The sequence below is a fragment of the Methanobacterium sp. SMA-27 genome, assembly GCF_000744455.1.
In the GTDB taxonomy this organism is placed as follows: Archaea; Methanobacteriota; Methanobacteria; order Methanobacteriales; family Methanobacteriaceae; genus Methanobacterium_B.
In genome coordinates, this window is record NZ_JQLY01000001.1 from 1,781,675 (window position 1) to 1,801,693 (window position 20,019).

20 protein-coding genes are annotated in these 20,019 nt (G+C 33.3%); 13 read left to right on the forward strand and 7 right to left on the reverse strand.

Translation table 11 applies throughout. The features are described 5' to 3' along the window. Positions 1 to 59 precede the first annotated feature (59 nt). Positions 60 to 1,001 carry a bifunctional enoyl-CoA hydratase/phosphate acetyltransferase gene (locus DL91_RS08885; RefSeq protein ID WP_048191148.1) on the forward strand — a complete coding sequence of 314 codons (942 nt, stop codon included), beginning with the start codon at positions 60 to 62 and terminating at the stop codon, positions 999 to 1,001. A gap of 71 nt (positions 1,002 to 1,072) precedes the next feature. Here the strand turns inward: DL91_RS08885 and DL91_RS08890 are convergent, their stop codons facing one another. Beyond that, entirely contained in the window at positions 1,073 to 1,552 is a 480-nt protein-coding gene (locus DL91_RS08890; protein WP_048191149.1) for a DUF308 domain-containing protein, read from the reverse strand. A gap of 197 nt (positions 1,553 to 1,749) precedes the next feature. Between DL91_RS08890 and DL91_RS08895 the strand changes: the two genes are divergently transcribed. From DL91_RS08895 to DL91_RS08905, 3 genes are all read left to right on the forward strand, one after another. Next, positions 1,750 to 2,106: a hypothetical protein gene (locus tag DL91_RS08895; protein WP_231551437.1), complete on the forward strand. Its 357-nt coding sequence runs from the start codon at positions 1,750 to 1,752 to the stop codon at positions 2,104 to 2,106. Between the two features lie 74 nt (positions 2,107 to 2,180). Further along, a complete protein-coding gene (locus DL91_RS08900; protein WP_048191151.1) occupies positions 2,181 to 2,426 on the forward strand; it encodes a DUF3788 family protein in 246 nt (81 codons plus the stop codon). Then, complete coding sequence (locus DL91_RS08905) at positions 2,407 to 2,589, forward strand: hypothetical protein (RefSeq protein WP_048191152.1); 183 nt, start codon at positions 2,407 to 2,409, stop codon at positions 2,587 to 2,589. Before DL91_RS08900 ends, DL91_RS08905 begins: the two co-directional genes overlap by 20 nt. Positions 2,590 to 2,759: 170 nt before the next feature. On the opposite strand, the gene DL91_RS08910 is transcribed toward DL91_RS08905, so the two are convergent. Together DL91_RS08910 and DL91_RS08915 are read right to left on the reverse strand one after the other, a co-directional pair. Then, a complete protein-coding gene (locus DL91_RS08910) occupies positions 2,760 to 3,590 on the reverse strand; it encodes an MBL fold metallo-hydrolase (protein ID WP_048191153.1) in 831 nt (276 codons plus the stop codon). Positions 3,591 to 3,629: 39 nt separating this feature from the next. After that, positions 3,630 to 5,222, reverse strand: a complete 1,593-nt coding sequence (locus DL91_RS08915) for a sodium:solute symporter family protein (protein WP_197050672.1) — start codon at positions 5,220 to 5,222, stop codon at positions 3,630 to 3,632. Positions 5,223 to 5,603: 381 nt separating this feature from the next. Here DL91_RS08915 and DL91_RS08920 point away from each other — a divergent pair, with 381 nt between their 5' ends. Continuing rightward, the gene (locus DL91_RS08920; RefSeq protein ID WP_048191155.1) at positions 5,604 to 6,902 is read left to right on the forward strand and encodes a phenylacetate--CoA ligase family protein; all 1,299 of its coding nucleotides are present in this window, start codon (positions 5,604 to 5,606) and stop codon (positions 6,900 to 6,902) included. 51 nt (positions 6,903 to 6,953) lie between these two features. Next, positions 6,954 to 7,385: an ACT domain-containing protein gene (locus DL91_RS08925; RefSeq protein WP_048191156.1), complete on the forward strand. Its 432-nt coding sequence runs from the start codon at positions 6,954 to 6,956 to the stop codon at positions 7,383 to 7,385. A gap of 337 nt (positions 7,386 to 7,722) precedes the next feature. Here the strand turns inward: DL91_RS08925 and DL91_RS08930 are convergent, their stop codons facing one another. Together DL91_RS08930 and iorA are read right to left on the reverse strand one after the other, a co-directional pair. Next, positions 7,723 to 8,316 (reverse strand): indolepyruvate oxidoreductase subunit beta, encoded by a 594-nt coding sequence (locus tag DL91_RS08930; RefSeq protein WP_048191157.1) that lies wholly within the window; start codon positions 8,314 to 8,316, stop codon positions 7,723 to 7,725. Positions 8,317 to 8,365: 49 nt separating this feature from the next. Next, a complete protein-coding gene (iorA, locus tag DL91_RS08935; RefSeq protein ID WP_048191158.1) occupies positions 8,366 to 10,216 on the reverse strand; it encodes an indolepyruvate ferredoxin oxidoreductase subunit alpha in 1,851 nt (616 codons plus the stop codon). 263 nt (positions 10,217 to 10,479) lie between these two features. Between iorA and DL91_RS08940 the strand changes: the two genes are divergently transcribed. The 7 genes from DL91_RS08940 to DL91_RS08970 all read left to right on the forward strand — a co-directional run bounded on the left by DL91_RS08940 (position 10,480) and on the right by DL91_RS08970 (position 18,203). Next, positions 10,480 to 11,052 carry a M48 family metallopeptidase gene (locus tag DL91_RS08940; RefSeq protein ID WP_048191159.1) on the forward strand — a complete coding sequence of 191 codons (573 nt, stop codon included), beginning with the start codon at positions 10,480 to 10,482 and terminating at the stop codon, positions 11,050 to 11,052. A gap of 197 nt (positions 11,053 to 11,249) precedes the next feature. Next, a complete protein-coding gene (gene tfrB / locus DL91_RS08945; RefSeq protein WP_048191160.1) occupies positions 11,250 to 12,806 on the forward strand; it encodes a fumarate reductase (CoM/CoB) subunit TfrB in 1,557 nt (518 codons plus the stop codon). A 45-nt stretch (positions 12,807 to 12,851) separates the two neighbouring features. Then, positions 12,852 to 13,571: an RNA methyltransferase gene (locus DL91_RS08950; RefSeq protein WP_048191161.1), complete on the forward strand. Its 720-nt coding sequence runs from the start codon at positions 12,852 to 12,854 to the stop codon at positions 13,569 to 13,571. After that, the gene (locus DL91_RS08955; protein ID WP_048191162.1) at positions 13,571 to 14,719 is read left to right on the forward strand and encodes a DUF1512 family protein; all 1,149 of its coding nucleotides are present in this window, start codon (positions 13,571 to 13,573) and stop codon (positions 14,717 to 14,719) included. Before DL91_RS08950 ends, DL91_RS08955 begins: the two co-directional genes overlap by 1 nt. Then, positions 14,720 to 15,328: a dCTP deaminase gene (gene dcd, locus DL91_RS08960; RefSeq protein ID WP_048191163.1), complete on the forward strand. Its 609-nt coding sequence runs from the start codon at positions 14,720 to 14,722 to the stop codon at positions 15,326 to 15,328. It begins immediately after the preceding gene. Between the two features lie 51 nt (positions 15,329 to 15,379). After that, positions 15,380 to 17,101: a glycine--tRNA ligase gene (glyS, locus tag DL91_RS08965; RefSeq protein WP_048191164.1), complete on the forward strand. Its 1,722-nt coding sequence runs from the start codon at positions 15,380 to 15,382 to the stop codon at positions 17,099 to 17,101. Between the two features lie 346 nt (positions 17,102 to 17,447). Then, a complete protein-coding gene (locus DL91_RS08970; RefSeq protein WP_048191165.1) occupies positions 17,448 to 18,203 on the forward strand; it encodes a TatD family hydrolase in 756 nt (251 codons plus the stop codon). A 27-nt stretch (positions 18,204 to 18,230) separates the two neighbouring features. Here the strand turns inward: DL91_RS08970 and DL91_RS08975 are convergent, their stop codons facing one another. Then, a complete protein-coding gene (locus tag DL91_RS08975) occupies positions 18,231 to 19,103 on the reverse strand; it encodes a carbohydrate kinase family protein (RefSeq protein WP_048191166.1) in 873 nt (290 codons plus the stop codon). Positions 19,104 to 19,191: 88 nt separating this feature from the next. Beyond that, positions 19,192 to 20,010 carry a cell division ATPase MinD gene (minD, locus tag DL91_RS08980; RefSeq protein ID WP_231551439.1) on the reverse strand — a complete coding sequence of 273 codons (819 nt, stop codon included), beginning with the start codon at positions 20,008 to 20,010 and terminating at the stop codon, positions 19,192 to 19,194. Between the last annotated feature and the right edge of the window lie 9 nt (positions 20,011 to 20,019).

Here is a 20,019-nt window from a genome sequence, read left to right on the forward strand (position 1 = left end):
TTTATAACCTGTAATTACATTTATTAAGGATATTTTGAGTTTATTTAGGAGGTTAAAATTTGATCACCAAGTTTGAAGAGGTCTTTGATAAAATAAAATCACATCCAAAAAAACAGATAGCTGTAGCGGTAGCACATGATTCAACGGTTCTTGAAGCAGTTACAAAAGCAGATGCCCTTAATATCACAGATTATATACTTGTAGGTGATGAACAAAAAATATTAGACATATCAAAGAATGAAGGATTTGAAATTAATGAAAATAAAATTTACAACGAACCTAATAATATAAAAGCTGTTAAAAAGGCCGTACAACTTGTTAAAAGTAACAGAGCAGATATATTAATGAAAGGTTTTGTGAATACAGACGATTTTTTACGTGGAGTATTAGACAGAGATAATGGTTTAAGAACTGGTAAAGTAATGAGCCACGTGTATGTACTTGAAAGCTCAGCACTTAGGCGATTACTCTTTATTACAGATGGTTCTATGAACATATACCCCGATCTAGAAACTAAATGTAGTATAATATTAAACTCAATATACCTTGCAAATATTTTTGAAATAGAAGAACCTAAAGTAGCCATTACTACTGCAATAGAACTTGCTAACCCTAAAATGCCATCAACAATTGATGCAGCAGTACTTGCGAAAATGAGTCAACGTGGCCAGTTCAGTGGTAAAATTATAGATGGACCTCTTGCACTTGATAATGCTATAAGTCCTTGGGCAGCTGAACATAAAGGAATAGGTGGGCCAGTAGCAGGTAAAGCAGATATTATAGTAGTTCCCTCAATTGAGGCAGGTAATATATTATGTAAAGCCCATGTTTACCTTACTGGCGGTAACCTTGCAGGTGTGGTTATAGGTGCTGCCGCTCCAATAGTATTAACTTCCCGTGCTGATACATCGCAGTCTAAACTTAATTCTATTGCAACTGCAGTTTTGACAGCAAATATGGAGAGAAGTCTCAGTATCAAATTTGGAAATGTACATTATTAAACAAAAATTTATGAAAATTAATTTTTATAAATTAGTTTAAAAATAAAAAAAATTATTGGAATGTAGTTGGCTTAATCATTTTGGAATAACATTATTATTCCCATGATTAACAGCCACAGACCAATTAATATTCCTAAATAGATTGGGTTGGTTACTATTGATCCTACGATTATGTACAATAAACCAATAATAATTGATACTACACCATTCCATCTACTATTTCCAGCCTTTGTGATTACACCGATTATACCCGCTATCACAAAGAATATACCTACAATGTATATAATTAATCCTGCTAAGAAAGCAAAAAGAGCCGGGTTGAAGATAAAACCTATTCCAAGAATCAATGCTATTATACCCAGAAGTATCTCTAGAATTCCTAGACTTATACTCTCACTAATTTCAAATAATCCTCCAAATAGCATCCCTAGACCAAAAAGAAGGACTAAAAATCCTGTGATTACAGCTGCAGGTACAACTCCTAAAACAGGAAATGCCAAAACAATTAGACCAAGAATAATAAGAATTATTGCAATGCCCATTTTTTGCATATTTTAACCTCCATGTTTATCCAACAAACCTCTAATTCTGTTGTATTATATATAATTAGTTAAATATAAAATTTTATTGTTGGAAATGCATGATATTATCCGGTTCCAGACATCAATAAATAGAAAAATCATATATTGTAAAATTTAATTATGTTAAAAAACAAAAATTATAGCAATTAACAACATACAATTATGGGGTGATATTTTTGGCATACATATCTGAACCAATTACTTTCAGTAAAGAAATTGAAGGTTTACCAAAGGATTTAATAGTACCAGAAGGTTTTGTAAAGGATTTCCATTTTTCTACAGAGAAACATCTTATGGTTATTATGCGAATTGTTGGACCAGACACAAACAAAGTTGTAGATTTTTTTGAAAATGGTGAAGACAATGTTTTTAACATACAAACCGTTTCAGCTCTTGATGGTAGGGAAATAAATGATGATTTTATATTAACAGACCTCTATCTTGATGAAGGGCCTAACTTATCGGTAGACATTGATATAGAACCTCCTATGGTCAGAGTAATTTTAGACTTTTTAATGAAATAAATTCAATTATATGTTTGAGAACACCCAACAATATCAAATATGTAATTTCTGACAGAAATTTTTTAGGAGATAATATGGAAGAAAGGGTTTTTATTGCAGAACAACCTAAGCCAGCTGAAGAATCGTTGCAAAATGCATTTGGAGAAAGTTACAGATATTTCAAAGAACTGATGGATATTTCAGATTCCTATATTAAAGACTGGAATTTCTCTAAAACAAGCGGGTGGATGTTAAAAGTTCATGATAATAAAAAAGCACTTTTCTATATTACACCATTAAAGAATGAGTTCAAAAATAAGTATGGCAATCAGGAAAAGTGAATTAAATACCTTCCTAAAGGATATTGATTTGGAAAAAATTCATAAAAAGTTATTAGATACAAAAGAATATAGAGAAGGATTTGTTATCCGATTTAAAACTAATGATGATGATTACAAAAACTTTGAACTTCTTATAATGAAATTAATATCCATTAGAAATTAAAATCATGCAAATTGATAAATTAATTGAATACTTTGAATTAGTAAAATTTCTATTACTATTTTTTTTTGGGATATGTATTTTTAATTTTAGAACTCAATAAACTCCCATAATTTTAGTGATATACAAAATAAAAACTTAGCAGAGAAATATCGATTATTTCTTGATGCTTATTATAAAAGCTCGTGGCCAGCAAGTACTTTGACTTCAGGATATTCCAATAAAAATTCACATATCTGTTCTAAAGTCTTTTGTGCCAGAGATATATCTTCAGTATAATCACATGGGGCTATTTTAAGTCTTAAATTGTCACTTATAAAACTCGCATCCATTGTAAGTAAAATTGGCCCATCCAGACCGTTTATTAAATATGAAATATGTCCTTTTGTGTGTCCTGGAGTTGAAATTGCCCATAGTGATCCATCTCCAAGAAGATCTGCACATGGACCCAATGGTGGTATCTCATTTAATGTGGAGAAGTCTATTTCATATAAAGTATCAATATCCTTTAAAAAATCTCCATATATTTCTGGCTGATATTGTTCTATTTCTCCCTTTCCAACAATGTAAGGAATTTCTTTAGGCAGTTCTCGTGCACCGGCTATGTGATCTGGGTGTAAATGACTTAGAAAAATACTTTCAAGCTTTATTCTATTATTTTTCAGGTGGAATCCAATATTTTCATTTTTCTCTTGGAAGAATTCATCTGCAAATTTTCCTTTGACTCCTCCATGTGGATCATATGTGTACATTGCATCCAATCCGGCATCAATAAGATAATTTCCAAATTCATTGTGTTTAATTAAATGTGAAATAATGGGTACATTGAGTATTTGATCCTTAATGTAGTCAGCGTTGGGATGCTTAAAGTTGATGGTTCCTCTTTTATTAATTTTAACAGAACCTGTTTTGAAACTTTCGAGGATTATATCACGTGGATTTTGAAAGATTTCACTCCAGCTCTTCTGTGTAGTTTTTTTTATTTTAAACTCTTTTATCTTCATTTTAAAACCGGGAAAGAAAAATAAATATTTGGAATGGAATTATTTTCTTTCCACTCCATTAAATATCTTATCAATGAATTCCTTTTCAGGAGGTTTAGTTAAGTATGTTACAACTATTGTTGCAATTATTGCAATGGGCAATGCAATAATAATAGGGTCGACAGTAGGCCATGGTAAAGTTGTTATTATAACTGTCTTTCCAGTTACTACTTTTGATATCCCAACTGCCTCTGCTGATTTCTTGAATCCAAATAATAACCAGAAAAGGCTTGTAAGTGATCCTGAAACAAGCCCTGCAATTGCCCCAGCTTTAGTAACTCTTTTCCAGTATAATGCTGCAACATACATTGAAAGAAATGCTGCAGCAGTTATTCCAAACCATATTGAGGTTCCAACTGCTATTATGCTTGCTGGCAAAATAAATCCTAATATCACAGCTATTATAACAGCTACAACAATCCCTGCTCTTGCAACAAGAACGGAAGATCCTCCAGTTTTACCAGATAATGTCTCATAAATATCCCTACCAAGAGCTGTTCCCTGAACATGGAACTGAGCACTTAATGTTGACATTGCAGCAGATAGTAAAGTGATCATAAAAAGATATGCAAACCATAAAGGCATTGCAGCAGCTATAAAAGTTGGTATTACAGTATCTAAGTTTCCACCCGAAGCTTGAACCGCTGTTAAACCAGTATGTTGGTAGAAATACAAGTTAGATAATGCACCCACAATGTATGCACCAAATGTCATAACAAATATGAAAATGCCCCCAATTAAAACAGCCCTATTAAGCTCCCTATTAGATTTAACAGTCATAAATCGTACAACTAGCTGTGGTTGGGAAAGTACACCAATACCCACTCCCAGTATAAGACTTGAAACAAGAGTCCACCAGAATGGACTACCAAAAGATGGCATGGATGTCCAACCAGTAAATCCTGTTGCCACAGCTTTTGCAGTTGCATTTTGAGGAACAATATTTACAAGATTACTTAGAGCCTGATTTGCATCAATAACTCCACCCAACATCCAGTATACAGCACCTAAAAGAATAATCATTCCAAAGAACATTATGGATCCCTGCAGTGCATCTGTATACATTACACCCCTTATTCCCCCAAATACAACATAAACTGCAACTACTATTGCCATTGCAACAAGAGCAAAACTGTAATTTATCTGAAGTGTGGTTTCAACAAACCTCGCCATTCCAATAAGAACCACAGATGCATAAAGAGGCATTCCCAAAAATATCACTGCCCCTGAGAAATACTGTATGAATTTACTGTTAAAACGACGCGAAACAAACTCTGGAAATGTCAAAGCATTTAAATTATGTCCCATCTTCCTTGTTCGTTTACCAAATAAAACAAATGCAATGAATATTCCAACGATAATATTTAAAAAAACAAGCCATAAAATTCCCAAACCATAATTTGCTGCTACTCCTCCAAAACCCACAATTGCAGCGGTACTTATAAATGTAGCACCATAACTTAGGGCCATTATGTAGGGATGAGTGTTCCTTCCGGCCACCATATAGTCCTCAGAACTCTTAGTTCGTCTCCAAGCTACATAACCTACATAACCTACCATTAGGAGGTAAAACAATACAATTATACTCAACATAAAAATGTTCACAATACCCCTCCGTTTAACATAATAATATCTATTGTTACTTATTACTCACAATACCAGAAACAACTTAATGACCACCTAAGATCCATTTGATGTATCTAATCTTTGTAATTCTTAATTAATATTAATCTAATTTATAAAGAGTGTATAAAACTTTTTCTCAAATGCATTGAACACTTTTAATATCCAGCATACAACTGGCATGGATAATGAAATATTTTAATAAAATATGAGTATTAAAATTTAAATGCCAAACTTTTATTAATCCATCAGTTAAATTCAAACATGGAAATTTCAAGGGAGTTAATTGTGATCATCATTTTAATCATGAATAACTGATTATAATTTATTTGGGATATTATGGGGGATAATATGATCTGGAATAAAGAAGCAGAATGTATGTCTGATGATAATAAAGAAAATTTACAATTAAAAAGGTTAAAGGAAGCAGTTGAAAATGCATATAATAATGTTCCATATTATAAAAAGCGTTTAGATGGAATGAACATAAAACCAGATGATATAAAAACTCTTAAAGACATTGAAAAACTTCCTTTTACAACGAAAGATGATTTAAGGGAAGCCTATCCTTTTGAAATGTTTGCAGTTCCTAGAAAAGAAATTGTAGAAGTTCACACATCATCCGGTACAACTGGCAAACCTACTGTATCAGGCTACACTAGGGGAGATATAGAAATATGGAGTGAAGTCATGGCCAGAGGTTTATCAATGGCAGGGGTCACTGATGATGACATAATCCAAAATACACATGGTTATGGTTTATTTACAGGTGGTTTTGGTGTTCATTATGGTGCTCAAAAAATAGGAGCCACTGTAATTCCAATTTCAACAGGTCAAACCAAAAGACAAATTGAAATCATGCAAGACTTTGGAACTACTGTCATGATATTTACTCCATCATATGGACTTTACCTAGCTGAAGAAATCGAAGAAGAAGGAGTAAAAACAGAAGATCTCGGTTTTAAAGCCATTGGATTCGGAGCAGAAATGTGGACAGAAGAAATGCGTCAAAAAATTGAAAAACGATTCAATGCACCCGCTTATAACATTTATGGACTCACCGAAATAATGGGGCCTGGTGTGGGGCTTGAATGCAGTGAACAAGAAGGTCTACATATTTTCGAAGATCATTTCTATCCTGAAATAATTGATCCTGAAACCCTTCAAACATTGCCTGATGGAGAGACAGGAGAACTTGTTTTAACTACTTTAACTCGTGAAGGTACCCCATTAATACGTTTTAGAACCAAAGACGTTACACGGCTTAAAAGAGGTAAGTGTGGGTGTGGAAGAAATCTTGTAAAAATGGATCGAATTACAGGCCGTACAGATGACATGATGAAGATTAGAGGCGTTTCAGTATTCCCATCACAAATTGAGAAGGCTCTTCTAAGAATTGAAGGAGTGGAACCCCATTATCAAATAATTGTTACAAGACCACATTTAATGGATGAACTCGAAGTAAGGGTTGAAGCATCTGAAGGACTTTTCTCAGATGAAATTAAAGAACTTGTGGGAATAAGACAGAAAATTGAAAATTATATACATAACGAAATAGGTTTAAGAGTCAAAGTAACGCTTGTCGAGCCTAAAACACTTCCTAGAAGTGAAGGAAAAGCTGTGAGAGTAATTGATAAAAGGGAACTTTAATCTGAGTAATATTAAACTGATTATCAGTATCAAAATCATAAGGGGATTAAAATGAAAATAAAACAGTTGTCTATATTTTTGGAAAACAGAAAAGGTAGGATGAAAAATGCATTAGATGTACTTGAAAAAGGTGGAGTAAACATTAGAGCCTTATCAATAGCAGACACTTCAGATTTTGGAATTTTAAGGTTAATTGTTCCAGATCCTGAAGAAACCAAAAAATTACTCGAAGACAACAATTTCATTGTGAAAATTGGAGAGGTTATAGCCGTAAGAATGGCAGATCATCCTGGAGGATTGGGTGTAATCCTTGGAATTCTGGATGATAATAATATCAATCTTGAATATTTATATGCATTTGTAGAAGAAAAAGAAGAAATGGCAATTGTACTTTTGCACCCTGAAAATATTGACGCAGGAATTAAAGCACTGCAAAATGGAGGAGCAAAAGTAATTTCAGCAAAGGAAATATATGGGTTGTGAACTACCCCTCCCTTTCGGAAGGAGCTTCTTCCTTCATTAAATCCACTAATGTGGTTTTTTTCAGAGAAGCTTTAATTTCCGTAGTTCCTACGGTACTGATTAGATTAAGTGTAGTATGCTTGGTTATCGCATACGATACTATTAATTATTGTTAAACTATTATTTATATGTAGTGGTTGGATTCATCCCCACCCTCACACATAGGTATTCTCCAACATTAAGATAAATTAACCTAGCCATTTAATTATCTTCTTTATTTCATTTTTATTTTCAAAAAAGATGATTAAAATTGTAATTATTAAAATTCGGGAATAAATAAATGAAAGGAATTATTTAATTAGGATGATTTAATAGAAGCAAATCCACGTTCAAATGCATTCAGATTGATATCCAAACTCTTTTCAGGCAAATTTGCCTTCATAGACTCAATGACAACTTCTTTTTTAAGAGGAAATCCCTTTACAGCAGCTGCTCCTCCAAGCATGACCATGTTCATTGATAGCAAATGCCCCGATTCCTTTGCAATTTGATCGGCATTAAATGCATAAACTTTCATAGATTTATTGTTAAGTTCGCATAGAATATCTTCAATTTTAGGATAGGAAAATTCACCTGCATTTAGGTTAAAAGGATATATTGTGGATGTATTAACTATCACCGATGTTTTACGACTTAACTTTGGAATAGCACGTAAAGCTTCTATAGGTTCAAAGGATATTAACAAATCTGCTGAACCATATTCTATTATGGGATTGTATGCATCCCCAATCTTAAGTTCAGTTGACACGCCTCCACCTCGCTGAGCCATACCATGTACCTCGCTCATAACAACAGGCATACTACTTTTCATAGCTGCTTCTCCAAGAACAGTTGAAGTCTTTATGATTCCCTGCCCTCCAACCCCTGAAATATAAATATTGTAAGGTTTCATTATCCATCGCTCCAATAAATAAATTTAGAAATTTAATTATTTGTTAAAACTATTTTTTTATCCCTATTGCTTTTTCAGGGCAAATTTGTACGCATACATTGCATTTATTGCATATCTGAGGGTCAATATGAATTGAACCATCTTCATCAGTATATATAGCTGTACATGCAAATTCTGTGACACATTTAGCACATGAATCACATTTATTCTGTTTCACTTCAAGGCTGAGGTCACTCTTTCTTACTCTCTTAATTAGCATGCATGGATATCTGGATATTACAACTGCAACACCATTGAATTCCAGTGCCTCTTTAAACGTTTCCTGAGACTTTTTAACGTTTAATGGATTTATTAATCTTAAAAATTCAACCCCTGTAGCTTTTACTATTTCTTCAATTGAAATTTCAGGAGCTTCCCCTCCCATACCATCGACAGGCAGACCCGGATGCGGTTGGCCTCCTGTCATTGCAGTTGTTCTGTTATCCAAAATAACCAGAACAAATCTGTTTTTATTATGAACTGCATTTATGAGCGGAGGTATTCCTGCATGGAAAAAAGTTGAATCACCAATAAAACTCACAACATTTTGATCTGTTGCCTTTGAAAATCCACAACTAGTTCCAATAGAAGAACCCATGGAAAGCAAATAATCAGCTGAATTATATGGTGAAGCCACTCCAAGCGTATAACAACCAATATCAGTTGGATAAATCACATTTTCTAGACTAAGTTCTGCAACTGCTTTTTTAACAGAATAATATGCTGCCCTATGGGGACATCCAGGACAAAGAGTAGGTTGACGTTCGGGAATGGCAATTTCACTCACATTTGCATTGTATATATTCAAATTGATATCAATAACTTTGTTCAAAGCATTAAGAACAATGTTTGGGCTGTACTCATATATCATTGGCAATGTACCATCCAGTTTGCCATGAATATTTTTTTTAAGCCCATTTTGCCCTATAATTGACAGTACTTCCTTTTCCATTATGGGATCAACCTCTTCAACAATAATTACTGTTTCAAGGTCTTTAATGAAATCCAGTACAAGTTGATCTGGAAATGGGTACGATAATGTTATCTTCAAAACATTAATTTCAAGCTGGTTCTCCTCAACAGCATCCATAACATAATTAAATGCACTTCCACTTGAAATTACACCTACTTTTCCATTTTTATTAACAATTGTGTTCAATGGAGAGTTGTTTGTAATATTCTTTAGTTTTTCCATTTTTTCCACAAGAATTTTATGCATCAGCATTGCTGTGGAAGGTACAGGAACAAATCTTTTGGGATCCCTTTTGAAAAAACCCTTTTTGGGTTTATCTACATTAGTACCTGTTTTAACTACTCCCCTCATATGAGAAACCCGTGTTGTAGTCCTCATAAGTACTGGCAATTTAAATTCTTCAGATAACTCATAGCTGTATTTCATAAGATCCTTTATTTCCTGTGGATTTGAAGGTTCAACCATTGGGATATTTGCAAGTCTTGCATAGTGCCGGTTATCTTGTTCATTCTGTGATGAAAACATTGATGGATCATCTGCAGATAAAATAACCATACCTCCCTCAACACTTGTATATGCCACACTCATAAAGGAATCTGATGCAACATTTAAACCAACATGTTTCATGAAGGTAAAGGATCTTACACCTGAAGCTGCTGCAGCTGCAGCAACTTCTAGAGCTACCTTTTCATTAGTCGAAAATTCAAAATATATTCCTGCATCGGTTGCAATCTTAGAAAACACATCTCCAATCTCTGATGAAGGAGTACCAGGATAAGTGGATGCTAATCCAACCCCTGCTTCTATTGCACCTCTTACAGTTGCTTCATTTCCGAGCAAGAATAAATTTTCATTTTCGCTTGCTGTTAAAATTTCTTTTATATCCATGACGATCACTTAAAATTAAAATCTTTATATTTCTGATATAGCTTTTATTATTTAAATGAATAAACAAATTATGTAAATTATTAATTTCTAATTATTTAATTAAACAATAGTTCCATTTCACATTATTGATATGTAACACAAGAATATATTTGTTTATCAATCCTTCTGCAGGTTTTAAAATTAAATATTTCTTGATCAATTAATTAATTTAAAATCATAGTTCTAAGTAATAATACTCATTAAAAATAGTTATGGACATATAAATGATTAAAAAAGCCAAGATCCAAGATATGGAAGTTGAATATGAAGTTATCCATAGAAAAGTTAAATACGCTAGATTAGAAATTAAAACTGATAAATTGAGGATTATAATGCCTTTAAATTATAATAAAGATGAAGAAATTATAAAAAAACATGAAAATTGGATATATAAAAAGTTAAGCCGTATAAAAGCATCCCAAGAAGAGGCAAATAATAAAGAACTAAACTTTTTCATGACCGAACCAGAATTCAGAGAGATTGTTTTGTTATTTGTTAAAAATTTATCCAATAATTTGAATGTAAAGGTTAATAAAGTATATTTCAAGAAGATGAAAACTCGATGGGGAAGCTGTAGCTCAAAAAAGAATGTTAACATAAACATTTATTTGATGCATCTCCCCATTTATCTTATAGAATATGTAATATTCCATGAATTAACCCATCTAGTTGAAATGGGACATAACAGAAGATTTTGGAGCATAATATCCACAAAATATCCTGATTACAAAAAACAGGAACACGAACTATTAATTTATTGGCTTCTAGTAAGAAAACTCATTGATACAGAACATTGAATCAATAAACATTTTGGAGAATATATTATCACTACTTATAAATTATTTATAATATATGAACCAATATCTAACCATCTAACGTAAATGAAATTTATTCATTCAGAAAGGTTAAATGATTTAATAATAAGAATTAATGAGCTTTTAATTTAAATAAATCTTTTTTAATTAGATTTTTAGTAAAAAAATTGGAGATAGAAATGTTAAAGGTTAATGTTCTGAGGCAAGACCCAGACATGGGTGAAAAACCTCATTTAGAAAGTTATAGTGTTCCTGAAAATGATAAGATGAAAATTCTGGATGCGCTGAATTATATCAACACAGAGTACAATGCAGATATAGCCTACAGATGCTCTTGCAGAGCAGGTCAATGTGGATCATGTGCTTTGAAAATGAATGGGAACGTGGTTTTAGCTTGCAAAGCCGAAATAACAAATAATGCAATTATTGAACCACTTGACTTTGATGTGATCAAAGATTTGGTTGTTGACAGGTCCAAATTTGATAAAAAAGTTGGAAAATTGGATCTTTATTTAGAAGGTGAATGTAAAAATCAGGATTGTCCTGCTGTAATAAATCCTGAAGAATATGCAGACACAAAAAAGATTAGAAGCTGTATTGAATGTTTATCTTGTATATCCGCATGTCCGGTAGTAAACGAAACATCGGAATTTGCAGGTCCATACTTCATGCGATACATTTCCAAATTTGCAATGGATCCAAGAGACTGCGCAGATCGTGCTAGTGAAGGGTTTGACGAAGGACTTTATTGTTGTACATCTTGTGGAAAATGTGCAGAAGTCTGTCCAAAGGAAATAAACACCTTTGGATCCGCCATTGAAAAATTGAGAGCAATTGCATGCCAAGAAGATGTAGGTCCTCTACCTATTCACAAAGAGGTTATGGAGCTCATAAAAAAAACAGGCCGCTCAGTTGAACCACTTGGCAAAGGAACCATGGGAAAAGGGTTTATAAAAGCTGTTTCAGAGGGCAAAATAGATATCGCGAACAGTAAACAATCGGGAATAACTAATGAATCCAATTCAGAATCTAAAACAAAAAAACCAAAAGTAGCATTTTTCACAGGTTGTATGGTTGATTATAAGATTCCAGAGATAAGAGTTGCATTTCTGAAAGTGTTGGAAGACAACGATATAGATGTTATTGTTCCAGAAGATCAAGTGTGTTGTGGTTCACCATTACTTAGAACTGGACAGACAGATCTGGTTTCTGATCTTGTTAAGAAAAACGAGGAAGTCTTCAAAGACTACGATACCATAGTTACAGTATGTGCTGGATGCGGTTCAACCCTTAAAAATGACTATCCAAAATATGGAGTTAATCTGAATGTGGTGGATATTAGTGAATTTTTAGCTGAAAGATTAAACACAGCAGATATGAAACCAGTTAACATGCGAGTAACATACCATGACCCATGCCATCTTGTTAGAGGGCAAGGAATAAGTAAAGAACCTCGAGAAATACTTAAAAAGATTAAAGGGCTTGAATTTGTAGAAATGGAATTTCCTGACCAGTGCTGTGGTGCAGGTGGAGGTGTAAGGGCCGGAAAACCTGAAATAGCAGCCGGGCTTGGTAAAAAAAAGGTTGATATGGTTAAAGACTTGGGTGTAGATGCAGTTATTACCATATGTCCATTCTGTGAATACAATATCAGAGATAGTTTAGAGAAAGCCGGAATAGAAAATGTAAAGGTAATGAATATTCTGAAGCTTCTTGAAATGGCCTATGATTGTTAAATTAATGAATTAAAGTATTTTAACCTAAAAATTTAAGTGAAAAATATGATTTACGTTGTTTTTGTTGAACCTGAATCTCCTGGAAATATTGGTTTTCTTGCAAGGACCATGAAAAATTTTGGATTAACAAATTTAGTCCTTATAAATCCATGTGAATTAAAAAATGAAAGTTACTTTCAAGCAATGCATGCAAGAGATGTTGTAAGCAACTCGGTAACGTATGATTCGCTTGAAAATTTTTTAATGGATGCTAAAATTGACTCGGCTGTTGGGACTACAGGTACTGCAGGTGGAAGTTATAATGTAGCCAGAATTGCTGTAAGTCCAGAACAACTTGCAGATTCAATTAACTACCAAGGTAATGTGGCTTTAATCTTCGGTAGAGAAGGTAATGGGCTTTCAAATCAAGAAATTAAGCTGTGTGATGTGATTGTAAGTATTCCTACCCATGATTATTACCCCATACTTAACATAACCCATGCCGCAGCCATCATATTTTATGAAATGTTTAAGAGAGAAAAGTCTTATCCTGTTGATGGGCTTGAAGCTGCAACAAAAGCTGAAAAAGAGAGCTTGATGATATACATGGATGATATAATCCAAAAATTAGGTTACCCCACTCATAAAAGCAAAAATGCATCTCTGGTATTTAAACGAATTATTGAAAGAGCATTTATATCTGGAAGAGAAGCTCATACCTTGAAAGGAACTTTAAGGAGAATAAACGCACGCATAAAAGAAAAAGGAAATGAAGGTGAAAAATAATGTTCCTTGGAATTACCCCCTTTGATATAATCATGATAGTGGTCATAATACTACTGATAATAATGATTCCAATTCTACTTAAAATGAGAATAAATTCTTCAATCTCACGTTACACATTTGAACTTGAAGCAATGGTCAAAGAATCCAAAAAAACATTGGTAAAAATATGTGTGGAAAATGGAAATCCAATAAATGATCCAAGTGATGCCGTTGATAATTTCATGGAATTTTTTATTGTCCCTCCTGTTGCACTTGATCCTGCAGGTATAATGGATAAATTTGAATCAATTATGGATTTAGGCGAAGAACGATTTAAACAAATGACCAAAACAATTGCACCTCATGCAGACGATGAATGGAGATCAAATATAATCATGACGCTCAAAGCAACACTGGGTATAAATGGCGTTGCAAAGATGGTTAGACACAATCTTGAGCTTTCAAAAAAAACAGGTAATCTTCAAATACTTCTAATGCTTCAGATGAGCCTTCCACTCATCATGAGATTGGTTAAAGCTCAGTATGAAGGTGCAAATGCATTTTCAGAAGGAAAACCTGTTGGAGATGGTATAGGTCCGTTGGTAACAGGAATGCTCTTAAAGGATCTTCCAGAAAATGAACTTAATTATATTGAAGACGATCTTATTGTTGGTGAACTAAACATATACAATAGGAATATTGTTGTAATGCGTGCCAAAGGTCCGGGTGCAAGAGTTGGTAAAATTGGGAAAAATGTTACATCAATTATGGAAGAGAGGAATATTAAAAGATTAATTACTGTTGATGCTGCTCAAAAACTTGAAGGAGAAGAAACTGGATCTGTTGCAGAAGGAATTGGTGTTGTGATAGGTGGGCTTGGAGTTGACAAGTGGCTTATAGAGGAGCAGATGGTGAAAAAGGATCTTCAAGTAGATGCAATTATTGTTAAGATGAGTCCTGAAGAAGCCATGTACCAGATGTCCAAGAAAATTCTTGAATCATCTGAAAAAGCTCTTGAAGTTCTTAAAAATTCAATTTTAGAATCTGAAACTGGTTCCAAAATTATGGTACTGGGTGTTGGAAACAGCTGTGGAATACCCAATACAGTCAAAGATATATCAAAGATAAACATAAAAGAAGATATCAAAAAAGATAAAAGAGGGCAATAAATGGCCATTCTAAGTGATAAAGATATAAAAAAACATATTAAATCTGGAAAAATAGTTATAGAACCATTAAATGAACCAGAAAGACAAATTCAACCATCTTCAGTTGATTTAAGGATAGGAAATGAATTTAAAAGCTTCAGAATAATAAGGAAGCCTTGTATCGATCCAATGGACAAATCAGACATTGAAGGTTACATGGAATCATTTTATATAGAAGAAGGAGAACCATTTATTATTCATCCTGGTGAATTTGCTCTGGCAACGACCTATGAAACTGTTGAACTTCCTGATAACCTTGTTGCGAGGGTTGAAGGCAGATCATCAATGGGTAGACTCGGAATAACCATGCATGTTACAGCAGGGTACATAGATCCAGGTTTCTGTGGAAAAATTACTCTAGAAATATCCAACATAGGGAAAATGCCTGTTGCACTATATACGGGTCAGAGAGTTTGTCAAATAGTCTTTGAGACTATGACATCACCAGCAGATAGGCCATACGGACACCCTGAGCGAGACAGCAAATATATGAACCAGAGTCGTCCAGTTACAAGTAAAATTAAACACGATTATGAACTTATAAGAGGATCCACCCTAAAAAAGAGTTAGGTTCAAGAAATTATTATATTTTTGAAATAAATTTTATTGAGAGGATTTATCATGACAGACAGCAAGGTAATGAACATAGCCAAGAAAAGAGGATTTCTTTGGTCTTCATTTGAAATATATTCAGGATCAGCAGGTTTCTTTGATTACGGCCCGTTAGGTGCAATACTCAAAAACAACATCATTGAAAAATGGAGAAACTACTATATAATACACGAAGGTTTCTATGAAATAGAATCACCAACCATAATGCCTGAGGAAGCACTTAAAGCTTCAGGACATGTTGACCATTTTACTGATCCCATGACAGAATGTAAAGAATGCATGGAAGTTTACAGGGCAGATCATATAATTGAAGCAGCCATAAATGAAGATGTAGAGGGACTAGAAGATCAGATATTGACTGAAATGTTATCAGATAACGAAATTAGATGTCCTAAGTGTGGTGGCCCGCTAACACATGTATGGAGCTATAACTTAATGTTTCAAACATTAATAGGTGCAAAGGGCAAAAAAACAGGTTATATGCGTCCTGAAACTGCACAGGGAATTTTTATTCCATTTAAAAGATTATTAAGGTTTTTCAGGGGAAAACTTCCATTTGGAGTAGTTCAAATTGGTAAAGCTTACCGTAATGAAATCTCTCCCCGTCAAGGAGTTATTAGATTGAGGGAATTTACCCAAGCAGAAGCAGAAATATTTGTTGATCCTTCAAACAAATCCCATCCTCAATTCAATGCCATAGCAGATGATATTCTAACTCTTTTCTCAGCAGAAAATCAGATAAAAAAACAAAATTCAGAAAGAGTGAATGCTAGAAAGGCTGTTAAAGAAGGATTGATATCCAGTGAAATTTTAACTTATCAATTATGCCTAGCAGCAAGATTTTTATCGGATATAGGAATTCCATCAGAGGTTATAAGATTCAGACAGCATCTTCCAACCGAAATGGCCCATTATGCAATTGACTGTTGGGATGTTGAAGTGAAAACAGACAGGTTTGGATGGATCGAAATAATAGGAATAGCCGATCGAACAGATTTTGATCTGAAATCCCATAGCAAACACAGCAACGAAGATCTTAGTGTTTTCATTGAATACAATGAACCCAAAACAGTTACTAAACTGGTTGTGAAGCCAAATATGAAGAAATTTGGTCCACTTTTCAAGGCTGATGCACCAAAAATACTCAGTGCATTAGAAGATTTAAAAGCATCAGATATACAAAAAGCCTTTAAAAATGATGGCATATTCAAAATAAAAATTGATGATAAATCTTATGAATTATCTCCAGAAATTATATCTTTCGAAGAGATTGAAGATATTATTCGGGGTGAAAAGGTTATTCCCCATGTAATTGAACCTTCATATGGAATTGACCGCATAATTTACTCTGTACTCCTTCATTCATACGCTGAAGATGATGATAGATCATTTTTAAAGTTAGCAAAAGGAATAGCTCCTATTGGAGTTAGTGTTTTTCCACTTTTAAACAATGAAGATCTGGTTAAAATAGCACATTCTATAAGGGATGAATTTAGAAATCAAAACATAATATCAGAATATGATGGATCAGGAACAATAGGACGTAGATATGCTCGTTCTGATGAGATAGGCATACCATTCGCAGTCACTGTTGATCATGAAACTCTTGAGAATAATACAGTGACCATACGAAATAGAGACAACTTGAAACAGACAAGAATCCCTATAAAAAATATCTACAATATTTTAAAGGATCTTCTTGAGGGAAGACTTGATTTTGAAGATATTTAATTTTATTTTTTTTTAAATAACAATTTATTTAATTTATTATCCGAGTTGCAAATAAGAGCCTCTAACTCTCTTTTTTGGAATTAATTTAACAATTTTAATCTTGGTTCGGTCATCATCCCAGTCTTATTATTTTTAATGCAATTTCTTTAATATTTGTTAGGTGATACATTCTTACAATTCTTTACATCCCCATTCTCTTCCATTTAAAATTAGGTAAACCATATAACCAAATTTATTTGTCTAACAAAAATATTTATATCCTTCTTAAATTGAATACATGATTTATTAATAAAAAAAGCATACAAAATAAATAAAATTCAGAAATGCTCTTAAAAGGTGATAATATATGATAGATGCACATATACATGCAGATACAAGACCATATGAAGATTTTGAAAAAATGGCAGTGGCAGGTATTAAAAAGGCAGTTAGCTGTGCACACGATCCCATGAAAATGAGTACATCCGCAGTTGTTTTGGATCATATACACAGAATTATGGAAAATGACACCCAAAGAGCAGAAAAGAATGGATTAAAATTGTATGCTGCTGTTGGTCTTCACCCTAGGAGCATATCTTCCGATTACATAAGAGTTATAGAAAAGCTTCCAGAACTGCTTGCTAATAAAAATGTTGTGGCACTTGGAGAAATAGGGCTTGAAACTGCATCTGAAATGGAGATAAAAGTGTTTAAACAACAACTGAAAATTGCACAAGATATGGGTATAAAAGTTGTTGTTCACACACCCAGAACCAATAAAAAGGATGTAACTAATATAACAGCATCAATAATTGAAGATAATATCGAAACATCCCTTATTCTGCTTGACCATGTAGACAATTCAATAATAGATAGGGTTAGGAATTTTGAAGGTGTACTTGGAATTACTGTTCAACCTCAAAAAATGACGCCTGAAGAAGCTGTTATCTTGATGGATGAATATGGCTATGATAGATTTGTACTGGATAGTGATATGAGTTCATCACCATCAGATCCTTTATCAGTTCCAAAAACAGTTCATAAACTTAGACTTGCTGGTGTAAATGAAAAGGATATAAAAAGAGTATCATATACCATTGCATCTGAATTTTTTGATATATAATTTATAAAATTTATTAAAATACAGAATTTATTTAAATTCTGAACTGTTAAAAGCCCCAAGTTTTGTTATACAACTTGAAGCAGATTGATTTCCAAGTTTAAGGCAATCTTTAAGTTCATTTTTTTTAAAAAATGCTGTTATGAATCCTGCTGCAAAAGAATCCCCAGCTCCTGTTGTATCTATAGCATTTAGTTCCTTTGTAGGATAATGAATTTGATTATTTTCAGTATATACTTTCGAACCTTCCTTTCCCATTGTTACTACAACCAAAGGAACCCCATTATCAACTATGAGTTTAGCTCCTTCTTCATAATTTCTACCTGTTAAAATTGTGACTTCCTTCTTGTTTAAAAACAATATATGAGTTCTTTTAAGGATTTTATCTAGGGCATCCAACCCGTATGATGCTAACAAATTGCCAGGATTGAATGAAAGTAATTTTGCATGTTTCGAAGCTTCTTCAACTACTTCAATGTACATGCCAGTTATGTGAAGTATTTCAGAATGCTTAATAAGGGTTATATCTTCCCTTTCAAGATTGAACTTTGAATTTGAACCCATAAACGTATAAATAGATCTTTCACCATCTGGTTCAATTGCAATAAATGCCATTCCTGTTTTTTCATCTATCGAAACCAGCCTTTCGGTGTTAATTCCTTCTTTTTCTAATTCAGAGCGAATATGCTTACCAAAAATATCATTACCAATTCTTGCCATTATACCAGTTTTCAAGCCATATCTTGATACACCAACAGCAAAATTGGCAGCTGAACCGCCGATTAATGTACTAAGATTTCTAATATCCACTTCATCATCAGCACCGGAAAAACGTTCCACATTCATTAAAAAATCAGTATTACATGTTCCAAATCCTAAAACATCTAATTTGAGATCTTTCATGTTTTCGCCAATAGCCTAGTTAAATTATTTTTTATATATGATGATTAAATTTCTGTTAGTTTAATTTATAAAAAAATATTTTATTTATTCATTCGGGTAGTAATCCAACAAATTTCTTGATCCTACCAACAATTCCTTCTTTATTAGGTTCAATTGGTTTATATTCTTTTCCGAGCAGATCAGCTGCAAGTTGCATAACTGCATTGCTTGTTGGGGAAGATGGGTTCACTTCCACCACAGATCTTCCAAGAGCCATAGATCTTTCCACTTCCCTATCGTAGGGAATTAAACCAATCATTGGAACTTCCAGTATAGATTCTATTTCATTTTCTGATAATAAAAATTTATCATCGTACCACATATTAAGAACAAAACCACTTATCTTAATGTTTAATTCATTGAAAAGTATTCTTATTTTCAGGGCATCTGCAACAGATGGCATGTTGGATTGTGTCACTAATATTGCCTCTGTATTTTCAGGAAGCCCCTCAAATACATTGGCGTTTATTCCAGCAGGAAGATCCATTAAAAAAATATCGCCATAATCAGATATCTCGTTCATTATCTTGTTCCATGAGATATAGTTGGGATTTATATGTTTCAAAGTTTCAAAATGGATTCCCGTAGGAACCACACGAATTCCTTGGTTAACTTCATAAACACATTCATCTATGGATTTATCCCTCACTAAAACATCATGTAATGTTACATCAGGATTTAAAAGACCTGTAATAACGTCCAAATTAGCCATTACCAGATCTAAGTCCAGCATGACAACTTCCTCACCAAAAAGTGAAAGTGCAACCCCAAGGTTAAATGTTATGGATGTTCTTCCTACTCCACCCTTTCCTGAAGCAAATGCTATGAATCTTGACATTTTATACCATTTTCCAGCCTGTAATTCCAATCAATATTA

Excerpts from the sequence above, each read along its gene's own strand:
- DL91_RS08890 (WP_048191149.1), bottom strand. The coding sequence starts at position 1,552 with ATGCAAAAAATGGGCATTGCAATAATTCTTATTATTCTTGGTCTAATT.
- DL91_RS08955 (WP_048191162.1), top strand. The coding sequence starts at position 13,571 with ATGTTCCTTGGAATTACCCCCTTTGATATAATCATGATAGTGGTCATA.
- iorA (WP_048191158.1), bottom strand. The coding sequence starts at position 10,216 with ATGGATATAAAAGAAATTTTAACAGCAAGCGAAAATGAAAATTTATTC.
- DL91_RS08930 (WP_048191157.1), bottom strand. The coding sequence starts at position 8,316 with ATGAAACCTTACAATATTTATATTTCAGGGGTTGGAGGGCAGGGAATC.
- DL91_RS08915 (WP_197050672.1), bottom strand. The coding sequence starts at position 5,222 with ATGTTGAGTATAATTGTATTGTTTTACCTCCTAATGGTAGGTTATGTA.
- tfrB (WP_048191160.1), top strand. The coding sequence starts at position 11,250 with ATGTTAAAGGTTAATGTTCTGAGGCAAGACCCAGACATGGGTGAAAAA.
- DL91_RS08950 (WP_048191161.1), top strand. The coding sequence starts at position 12,852 with ATGATTTACGTTGTTTTTGTTGAACCTGAATCTCCTGGAAATATTGGT.
- DL91_RS08920 (WP_048191155.1), top strand. The coding sequence starts at position 5,604 with ATGATCTGGAATAAAGAAGCAGAATGTATGTCTGATGATAATAAAGAA.
- DL91_RS08905 (WP_048191152.1), top strand. The coding sequence starts at position 2,407 with ATGGCAATCAGGAAAAGTGAATTAAATACCTTCCTAAAGGATATTGAT.
- DL91_RS08940 (WP_048191159.1), top strand. The coding sequence starts at position 10,480 with ATGATTAAAAAAGCCAAGATCCAAGATATGGAAGTTGAATATGAAGTT.
- glyS (WP_048191164.1), top strand. The coding sequence starts at position 15,380 with ATGACAGACAGCAAGGTAATGAACATAGCCAAGAAAAGAGGATTTCTT.
- dcd (WP_048191163.1), top strand. The coding sequence starts at position 14,720 with ATGGCCATTCTAAGTGATAAAGATATAAAAAAACATATTAAATCTGGA.
- DL91_RS08900 (WP_048191151.1), top strand. The coding sequence starts at position 2,181 with ATGGAAGAAAGGGTTTTTATTGCAGAACAACCTAAGCCAGCTGAAGAA.
- DL91_RS08970 (WP_048191165.1), top strand. The coding sequence starts at position 17,448 with ATGATAGATGCACATATACATGCAGATACAAGACCATATGAAGATTTT.
- DL91_RS08925 (WP_048191156.1), top strand. The coding sequence starts at position 6,954 with ATGAAAATAAAACAGTTGTCTATATTTTTGGAAAACAGAAAAGGTAGG.
- DL91_RS08910 (WP_048191153.1), bottom strand. The coding sequence starts at position 3,590 with ATGAAGATAAAAGAGTTTAAAATAAAAAAAACTACACAGAAGAGCTGG.
- DL91_RS08975 (WP_048191166.1), bottom strand. The coding sequence starts at position 19,103 with ATGAAAGATCTCAAATTAGATGTTTTAGGATTTGGAACATGTAATACT.